The organism is Streptomyces sp. NPDC055815, assembly GCF_053616475.1.
Genome location: NZ_JBSHDU010000004.1, coordinates 207,125 through 216,119, shown reverse-complemented (window position 1 = coordinate 216,119; position 8,995 = coordinate 207,125). Strand labels below are relative to the sequence as shown.

At 73.3% G+C, this 8,995-nt stretch carries 7 protein-coding genes; 1 reads left to right on the top strand and 6 read right to left on the bottom strand.

Annotated elements, in window-relative coordinates:
• Positions 1 to 170 precede the first annotated feature (170 nt).
• From ACWGN5_RS05250 to ACWGN5_RS05225, 6 genes are all read right to left on the bottom strand, one after another.
• Positions 171 to 1,808, bottom strand: coding sequence for an ABC transporter ATP-binding protein (locus tag ACWGN5_RS05250; protein WP_453511428.1), 1,638 nt, complete (start codon positions 1,806 to 1,808; stop codon positions 171 to 173).
• The gene (locus ACWGN5_RS05245) at positions 1,805 to 2,794 is read right to left on the bottom strand and encodes an ABC transporter permease (protein ID WP_453511426.1); all 990 of its coding nucleotides are present in this window, start codon (positions 2,792 to 2,794) and stop codon (positions 1,805 to 1,807) included. The genes ACWGN5_RS05250 and ACWGN5_RS05245 overlap by 4 nt, the downstream gene beginning before the upstream one ends.
• Positions 2,791 to 3,768, bottom strand: coding sequence for an ABC transporter permease (locus ACWGN5_RS05240; protein ID WP_453511424.1), 978 nt, complete (start codon positions 3,766 to 3,768; stop codon positions 2,791 to 2,793). The genes ACWGN5_RS05245 and ACWGN5_RS05240 overlap by 4 nt, the downstream gene beginning before the upstream one ends.
• Positions 3,765 to 5,492 carry an ABC transporter substrate-binding protein gene (locus ACWGN5_RS05235; protein WP_453511423.1) on the bottom strand — a complete coding sequence of 576 codons (1,728 nt, stop codon included), beginning with the start codon at positions 5,490 to 5,492 and terminating at the stop codon, positions 3,765 to 3,767. The genes ACWGN5_RS05240 and ACWGN5_RS05235 overlap by 4 nt, the downstream gene beginning before the upstream one ends.
• A 351-nt stretch (positions 5,493 to 5,843) precedes the next feature.
• Positions 5,844 to 7,541 carry a DUF3152 domain-containing protein gene (locus tag ACWGN5_RS05230; RefSeq protein WP_453511421.1) on the bottom strand — a complete coding sequence of 566 codons (1,698 nt, stop codon included), beginning with the start codon at positions 7,539 to 7,541 and terminating at the stop codon, positions 5,844 to 5,846.
• Positions 7,542 to 7,549: 8 nt separating this feature from the next.
• Positions 7,550 to 8,515, bottom strand: a complete 966-nt coding sequence (locus ACWGN5_RS05225) for an alpha/beta fold hydrolase (protein WP_453511419.1) — start codon at positions 8,513 to 8,515, stop codon at positions 7,550 to 7,552.
• 140 nt (positions 8,516 to 8,655) lie between these two features.
• Between ACWGN5_RS05225 and ACWGN5_RS05220 the strand changes: the two genes are divergently transcribed.
• The gene (locus ACWGN5_RS05220; protein WP_351192590.1) at positions 8,656 to 8,871 is read left to right on the top strand and encodes a hypothetical protein; all 216 of its coding nucleotides are present in this window, start codon (positions 8,656 to 8,658) and stop codon (positions 8,869 to 8,871) included.
• Positions 8,872 to 8,995: the final 124 nt, after the last annotated feature.

The window sequence follows — 8,995 nt, the reverse complement described above, 5'->3', positions numbered from 1 at the left end:
GCGGGGCGGCCCCCCGGGGGGCGGGCCCCCCGCCGGTTTATCACTGCCGGGGCCCGGGGGGGGGGGGCGGGGGCGGGGGCCCCCCCCCACCACCGGAAGGGGTGAATGCACGTAACTTTCCCACCCCGGTCGCGTTCTGTCGCGCTACGCGGTGGAACGGTCACGGAGCGTCAGGCGGCGGCCAGTTCCTGGCGGCGTTCCCGGCGCTCCGCCGCGAGGACCGGGTCGAGCGAGGGGACGGCGGCGAGCAGCTGCCGGGTGTACGGATCCTGGGGCGTGCCGTACACCTCGGCGACGGTGCCCTGTTCGACGATCCGGCCCGCGCGCATGACGGCGACCCGGTCGCTGACCTGCCGGACGACCGCGAGGTCGTGGGCGATGAAGACGAGCCCGAGGCCGAGTTCGGCCTGGAGCTCGGCGAGCAGCGCGGTCACCTGGGCCTGGGTGGTGACGTCGAGCGCGGAGACGGGTTCGTCGCAGACGATCAGGCGGGGTTCGGCTGCGAGCGCGCGGGCTATGCCGACGCGCTGGCGCTGGCCGCCGCTGAACTCGTGCGGATAGGCCTCGTACCGGTCGGGGTCGAGCCCCACCCGGTCGAGCAGTTCGCGCACCCGGCCGCGGATCCGGGTCTCGTCCCGCTCCCCGGCCACGCGCAGCGGGTCGGCGATCGACTCGCCGACGGAGCGGCGCGGGTTGAGGGAGGCGACCGGGTCCTGGAAGACCATCTGGAGCTCGCGGCGGTACGGGCGCAGCTCCCGCTCCGACAGGGCGCCGATCTCCGTACCCCCGTAACGGAGTTCGCCGCCGCTCGGGTCGAGGAGCCGGACGAGCATCCGACCGAGGGTGGTCTTGCCGCTGCCGGACTCCCCGACCACGCCGAGGGTCTCGCCGGCGCGGACGGTGAGGGAGACCCCGTCGACGGCGGTCACGGCGGCTCCGCGGCGCCCGAACTCCCGCCGCAGGTCGATCGCTTCGAGCAGGACCTCGCCCTTCCCGGCGGGGGTCCGTTCCGGTCCGTCGAGCCGGGGCACGGCGGAGAGCAGGGCGCGGGTGTACGGCTCCGAGGGCGCGCCGAGCACCTCGGCGACGGGGCCGCGCTCGACCTCGCGTCCGCCGCGCATGACGAGCACCTCGTCGACGCTCTCGGCGGCGACGCCGACGTCGTGGGTGACGAGGAGCAGCGCGGTGCCGGTCTCGCGCCGCAGTTCGTGCAGCAGGTCGAGGATCTGGGCCTGGACGGTGACGTCGAGGGCGGTGGTGGGTTCGTCGGCGACGAGGAGTCGCGGCTCGCAGGCGAGGGCCATGGCGAGGAGGGCGCGCTGCCGCATGCCGCCGCTGAACTCGTGCGGGCGGGAGCGGGAGCGGCGGGCCGCGTCGGGGATGCCGACCCGGTCGAGGACCTCGACGGCGCGGGCCCGGGCGGCTTTCCTGGATCCAGGATGATGGATCCGATATACCTCGGCGATCTGGTCGCCGACGGCGTAGTAGGGGTCCAGGGCGGACAGCGGGTCCTGGAAGACCATGGCGGCGACACCGCCGCGCAGCCGCCGCAGTTCGGCGGGGGCCGCGGCGCCGACGTCGATGCCGCCGACCCGCACGGTGCCGCCGACCCGCGCGCCGGTGCCCCGGTGGAGGCCGAGGAGGGCGCCGGCGACGGTGGACTTGCCGCTGCCGGACTCGCCGACGAGGGCGAGCGCCCGGCCCTCGCCGAGGGTGAAGGAGAGCCCGTCGACGGCCCGTACGGCCCCGGCCTCCCGCTCGAACTCGACGGTCAGATCGCTGACTTCCACCAGCGGGGACGCGGTCACGTCAGGACCACCCTTCGGTCGGCGGCCGCGTACAGCAGGTCCGCGAGGACGTTGGCGAGGACGACGGCCGTGCCCATCACCATGACGACGCCCACCACCACGGGCAGGTCGATCGTGCGGACCCCGTCGAGGAGGGTCTTGCCGAGCCCGGGGATGCCGAAGAGGGATTCGGTGAGCACGGCCCCGCCGAACATCGTGCCGACGTCGACGGCGCTGATCGCGACGACCGGGGCCACGGCGCCGCGCAGGGCGTGGCGGGTGACGACGGACCGCTCCCCCACCCCGTACGCGCGGAAGGTGCGGATGTGGTCCTCGGCGAGCGTCTCCAGGGTCGAACTCCGGGTGAGCCGGGCGTACTTGGCGGACTCGAAGAAGCCGAGGGTGAACCAGGGCAGCAGCATGTTCCAGGCCCACTGCTCGGGGTCCTCGCCGAGCGGCACGTACGAGGGGAAGGGCAGCCACTGCAGATAGGCGCAGACGGCCATGAGGAGCAGCAGCCCGAGGATGAAGACCGGCGTGCCGGTCCCGGCGAGGGTGAGCACGGTCAGGAGGCGTTCGGTGATGCCGCCCCGGCGGAGCGCCGAGAGGAGTCCGGTGCCGACGCCGACGACCAGCCAGACGACCAGGGCGCCGAGGACGAGGGAGGCGGTGGCGGGGAGCCGTTCCAGGATCAGCTCGGTGACCTGCTGGTCGTTCCGGTACGAGAGTCCGAGGCAGGGCGCGTCGCAGTGCGCGACGGCGGTGCCCGTGGAGTAGTCGCGGCCGGTGAGCACGCCCTGGAGGAAGTGCAGGTACTGGCTCACCACGCTCTCGTTCAGGCCGAGCTGCTCGCGCACCTGGGCCACCTGCTGGGGGGTGCAGCGTTCGCCGCAGGCCAGTCGGGCGGGGTCGCCGGGCGCCAGGTAGAAGAGGGCGTACACGAGGACCGAGAGCGCCAGCAGGACGAGCACGGCACCCGCGAGCCGCTTGAGGACGAAGCGGGTCATCGGGAGGTCTCCTTACGGGTGCCCACGCGCAGCCGGCTCGCCTCGCGGGGGTCGAGGGCCGTGCGGACGGCGTCGCCGAGGACGGTGAAGGCGAGCACGGTGACGAAGAGCAGTCCGGCGGGCAGCAGGACGTACGCCGGGTCGGCGCGGAACCAGGTCTGGGCGTTCGACAGCATCTGCCCCCAGGACGGGGTGGGCGGGGTGACGCCCACGCCGAGGAAGGAGAGGGAGGCCTCGACGACGATGTTGGCGGGGAAGGCGATCGCCGCGTAGGTGATGACGGGGGCGGCGAGCGAGGGCAGCAGTTCCCGGCGGGCGGTCCGCCACCGGGAGGAGCCGGCGAGGCGGGAGGCGGCGACGAAGTCGAGGCTGCGCAGGGTGAGCGTCTGGGCGCGCACCAGCCGGGAGGTGCCGGACCAGCCGAGCAGCCCGATGACGAGGATCAGCAGCAGCGGCCGGGGGAAGCCGCGGGGGACGACGGCGGTCAGCGCGATGGCGAGGACCAGCATCGGGAGCGCGACGAGCATCTCGGTGACGCGGCTGAGGAGGCCGTCGAGCCTGCGGCTGCCGAGTCCGGCGGCGAGGCCGACGAGGACGCCGATGAGGACCTGGAGCGCGGTGGCGCCGACGGCGACGAGGAGCGAGATCCGGGCGCCGTACAGGAGGCGGACGAACAGGTCGCGGCCGGTGCCGGGTTCGACGCCGAGCCAGTGGTCGGCGCTCGCCCCGCCGAAGGAGCCGTACGGGACGCCGCCGCGGGCCGAGTCGACGAGGTCGTCGTGGTACGTGTGCGGGTCCTGGCCCTCCAGGGCCGCGAGGAGCGGCGCGGCGAGGGCGAGGAGGACGAGCAGGAGGAGGACGGCGGCGGAGACGAGCGCGGCCGGGCGGGTGCGCAGCCGTCGCCACACCTGCCGGGCGGCGCCCGTGGCGGGAAGGCCCGCCACGGGCGCCGGAGCGTCGGTCAGTGCGGTCACTTGACCGCGACCAGCGAGATGTCGAGGACTCCGACCCAGTCGCTGATGACGACGTTCTTGACGTCCTTGCCGACGAGCCGCTTGAAGACCGGGTGGAAGAGCGGCACGTCGAGGGCCTGCTCGCCGATCTTCTTGTCGAGGGCGCCCCAGCGGGTGGCGGCGGCCTTCAGGTCGGTCAGCTTGTTGATCTCGTCGATCTCCTTGTTGACCGCGGGGTCGTTCAGCTGGGCGTGGTTGTAGTTGGAGCCGTTGGTGACGATCTGGCGTCCGTCGAAGATCGGCGCGAGGAACGGGCCGCCGGCCGGCCAGTCGGCGCCCCAGCGGGAGAGGAAGAAGCCGGGGGCGTCCTTGACGCTCCAGCGCTTCTCGTTGAAGGCGTTGCGCTCCTGTCCGTCGAGCTTGACGGTGATGCCGGCCTTGCCGAGGGCCTCCTGGACGGCGGTGGCGATCTCGGGGCTGGTGCTGCGGTTCTGGGCGGTGGAGTGCAGCAGCGTGACGGTGAGGCCGTTCGGGTAGCCGGCCTCCTTGAGCAGCTGCTTCGCCTTCTCCGGGTCGCCCGTCCTCCCGGCCGGGAAGTGGTCGTACGGGGTGAAGCCGAAGGCCTTCTGCTCGGGCAGGAAGGTGGTGGCGGCCTCGGCGAGGGCGGAGCCGCCGGCGGCGTTGACGACGCTGGTGCGGTTGACGGCGTACGCGATCGCCTGGCGGACCTTCGGGTTGTCGAAGGGCTTGATCTTCGGGTTGAAGGCGATGTAGTTGGTGAAGCCGAAGTGGCCGGTGCCGACCCGGGCGGCGAGCGCCTTGTCGGAGCCGATCTGGGCGAGTTCGGCGGGGCCGAGGTTGGTGTCGGTGGTGATGGCCGCGGCGTCGGCGCCCGCGGAGGTGGCGAGCCGCTGGTTGATGACGGCCTCGTCGAGCCCGGACTTGACGTCGACCTTGTCGGGGTAGGCCTTGCGCTCGTCGTCGGTCTTCTGGTCCCAGTGCTCGTTGCGCTCCAGGACGAGGTGCTCGCCGTCGTTCTCGTTCTTGACGACCTTGTACGGGCCGGAGGAGACCGGGTGCTCCTCGTACCGGGCGCCGGTGTCCTTGGCCTTCGGGACGGGGGCGAACTGGGTCTGGGTGGCGAGGAACGGGAACTCGCCCTCGGGCTTCTTCAGCTTGAAGACGATCGTCCGCGCGTCGGGGGTGACGATCGACGCGAGGCCCTTCTTGTCCTTGTACGGCCCCTGGTACGTGTCGCCGCCGATGAGCCAGTCGCGCAGGTAGGGGGCGCCGCCGGAGAGCTCGGCCGCGAAGGAGCGCTCGATGCCGTACTTGACGTCGGCGCTGGTGATGGGCGTGCCGTCCTCGAACTTCAGGCCCTCCTTCAGCGTGTACGTCCACTCGGTGGCGTCCTTGTTGGGGCGGCCGATGTCGGTGGCGAGGTCGGGGACGACCTGGGTGCCGGCGGCGCCCGCCTCGCGGTTGCGGGTGGTGAGCGTACGGAAGACGAGGGAGGGGACGAGGCCGCCGCCGGAGGTGTAGAGGCGGGCCGGGTCGAAGTCGCTCTGGGCCTCGCTGTTGAGGACGGTGAGCGTGCCGCCCTTCTGCGGGGCTCCGCCGGCCTTCCCGGAGGCTCCGCCCTTGGCGCCGGCGTCCTCGGGACCGCAGGCGGCGGCGCCCGAGGCCAGGACGACACTGACGGCGGCCGCTGCCACACGGCGCGAAATGACGGACGATGAACGCATGGGAAGGAAACCTCTCGGGGTGAACTGCGGGAAAAGGAGACGGAATTCCGCAGGCACGGGGAATCAGCCCGAAAGAGGGGGGCGGCGCGCCTGCGGGAAGGAAGAACCCGGGCGCGGCGAGAAAAGAGAAAAGCCGACGAGCGCTCGGGCTGCGTCAGCTACAGAAAATGTCGGCGACCGTGTGTCCGGACACGCCGAAGAGCGCCAGCTCAAGGGCGGCGCTGTCGGAAGTGGCGTGACGGGGCGACATGCCGAGAAATATGGACGAACGCGTGAGCGATGTCAATGCGCGTCCACGCCGCAGCGAGACACCCGTCCCGGCATGCGGACGCCGACGACCGTGACGTACCGTCAACTCGTGGGGTACACCCAGGGGTTGGGGAGGCACTTGATCCCGTCGATGTCCAGGGACTTCGTCTGCTGCTGCATCACGGGAGCCAGCGCGCCCGGCGTACGGCAGCTCACGTGACCGTGCCCGAGCCGGTGTCCGACCTCGTGATTGATGAGCATCTGACGATAGGCGTACATCGCCTTCGGGCCGAAGGTCAGCGAGCCCTGCGCCCAGCGGAACGCGTTGATCATCACGCGGTCGGTGGAGGCCGAATCGCAGGAGACGTTGTCGACGGTGGTGTCGAGCCCCGACTTCTTGCACCACTCGCCGGTGGTGCCCGGGCTGGCGAGGGTGATCACGAACTCCGGTTCTCCGCCGGAGATGCGCTCGAAGGTCATCTCGCCCCGGCCGGCCCAGCTGCGCCGGTCGTTGAGGGTCTTCTGCACGGCGTCGGCGAACAGCTTCGGATCGAGACCGATCCCCTTCTCGACGTCGACCCGGTAACGGATCAGCCGCCCCTTGCCGGGCGCCTTCGCGAGACCCGGCACGGCCTCGAACTCCCCGGAGCCCTTCAGCTTCGGGTCGATCGGGAACTGGCGGGTCATCAGCTGCTCGTACGTCGGCGGGACGACGGCGGGCGCCGGCTTCGACGGGACGGCCCGGTCGTCGGAGCGGGACGCGGAGGTGTCGTCCGAGGGCCGCTCGGCCGGCTCCCCCGCGGCGCGGGCGGCGGGCGGGGCCTCGTCCCGGTCGGCGACCTGCCCGGCGACGACGACCGCGAGCACGGTGGCGACGGCCGCGGCCGCGACGCCGGTGAGGGTACGCCCGATCCCGCTCCGCCCGGGGGCGGCCTGGGGCTCCTCCGCCTCGCCCTCATGACGGGGGCCGGGGATGAACGGCGCCTGGGACTCCCCCTGTTCGGGCGCGACGGTCCGCGTCGCCCCGTGCCGGCGCCCGACCGGCACGGGCCGCGGCCCGCCCTCCTCGTCGTGCTGCGGATGCCCACCCCGAACGGAACCCCCGAGAACGGGGACGCCGTGCGCGGGGGTACCGAGCGTGGCGTGCATGGGGGTGCCGTGCGCCGGGGTGCCGGGGGCGGGAGTCCGGTACTGGGGGGTGCCGTGCGCGGGGGTGCCAGGGGCCGTGGTGCCGGGGGCCGTGGTGCCGGGGGCCGGGGTCCGGTACTGGGGGGTGCCGTGCGCGGGGGTGCCGGGGGCCGGGGTCCGGTACTGCGGGGTCCCGTGCGCCGGGGTGACGGGGGCGGGCGCTCCCTTGGTGGGCGTCCCGTACTGCGGAGTGCCGTGCGCCGGGGTTCCCTGAGCGGTGCCCCCGTACGGGGCGGTCCCGCGCGCGGGAGCCCTGTACTGCGGGGCCGCGGGGGCCCCGTACGGCCCGGTCCCGCGCGCGGGAGTCCCGTACTGCGGCGTTCCGTGGGCCGGCGTCCCGTACTGCGGGGTCCCGTGGGCCGGGGTCCCCTGGGCGGGGCCCCCGTACTGGGGAGACCCGTGCGCCGGTGTCCCGTACAGCGGGGTGCCGTGGGCCGGCGTCCCGTACCCCTGGGGGCCCGGTCCGCCCTGGTCGGGGCCGGTGGCGGGCCTGCGGCGGCGGCCCGTGCCGGGCGGCGGGCCCGAGGGGGCCGGTTCGGCGGCCGGCTGCCGGCCGGCCTCGGGCACCGAGGGTGCGGAGGGCGCCGAGCCCTTGCGGCTATGTCGTCCCACGCCCCGGATCAGCTCCCGCCGTCATCGGCGATCAGTTCCCGGACGGCCTGGGCGACCGTCTCCGGGTACTCCATCATCGCCACGTGCCCCGCCTCGGGGAGGGTCAGCAGCCGCGAGCCGCGGAAGGCGGCGGCCGCCCTCCGGGCCATCCGGTACGAGACGAGCCGGTCGCGCCCGCCGTAGACGAGCAGCGTCGGGGCGAGGACCCGCTCGGCCTGCCGCCACAGTCCGTGCTGCCCGCCGAGGGTGTACGCGTCGACGATGCCGCGCGAGGAGCGGGCCATGGCGTCCCAGAAGTAGGGGAGCTCCAGGCGCCGCTCCATCTCCTCGACGGCGTGCCGGAGGCCCTCCTCGGTGACCTGGCCGGGGTCTCCGTAACAGAGGGAGAGGACGCCCTTGACGCGCTGCTCGGCCGTCCAGTCCTTCGTCAGCTTCGCGAACAGCGTCGCGATGCCGGGCGCCGCGAGCAGCGCGGTCGGCCAGGCGCTGCGCTGGACCCGCAGCTCGGGCAGGGCCGGCGAGACCAGCGTGAGGGTGCGGACCAGGTCGGGGCGGACGGCGGCGATCCGGGTGGCGACCGCGCCGCCCATCGAGTTGCCGATCAGGTGCACCGGTCCGCGTCCGCCGGCGTCGAGGAGCCGGATGACGGCGCGCGCGTGCCCGGTGACCGAGTAGTTGCCGTCGTCGGGCGGCGGGGAGTCGCCGAAGCCGGGCAGGTCGACCGCCTCGCCGTCGACGTGGTCCGCGAGCAGCGGCATCAGGGCGGACCAGTTCTGCGAGGAGCCGCCGAGGCCGTGGACGTACAGCGCGGGCGGCAGTCCGGTCCGGTTCCCCGGCCGGGCGCGCACGGTGAGGGTGAGTCCGGGCAGCGCGACGGAGCGCAGCTCCTCGCCGTCGGCGACCCGTACGGCGCGGGTCCGCGACGCGGTCGGTGCGGCGGCGGTCCGGGTTTCCGGCAGCTCGGTCGAGGACATGGCCGCAATATTACGAGACGATCACGCGCCGACGTGTGTGGGTGGGGTCACAGGTGCGTATGCGGCGGGGCGCGTTCGCTCCTAGGCTCGAAGAGAGGGCCATCGGGAGCACCGCGACCCGCACCCCCGGAAGGAACCGCATGACTGCCGATCCGAGCGAGCCGGACACATTCACCGAGGAAGAGGTCGACGTGCTGGACCAGGAAATCCCGGAGGCCGACGCTGCCGAGCAGCACACCGAACTCCAGCAGCGCGAGGACGAGCAGCCCACCCATCTCGAGCGCGACTCGGCGAACGAGGCCGACGCGTCCGAACAGGCGCGTGTGGTCGCGCTGGACGAGGACGACTACCGCTGAGCGGACGACTCCCCGCTGATTTGTTCGGTTTAATCTTGAATCGGCTGTCGACCCGGGCGTCCGGTCCGTGAAATTCTGCGTTCGCACCGCGCACAGCCGGGTTACCCAAAAGTACGATGGCGGC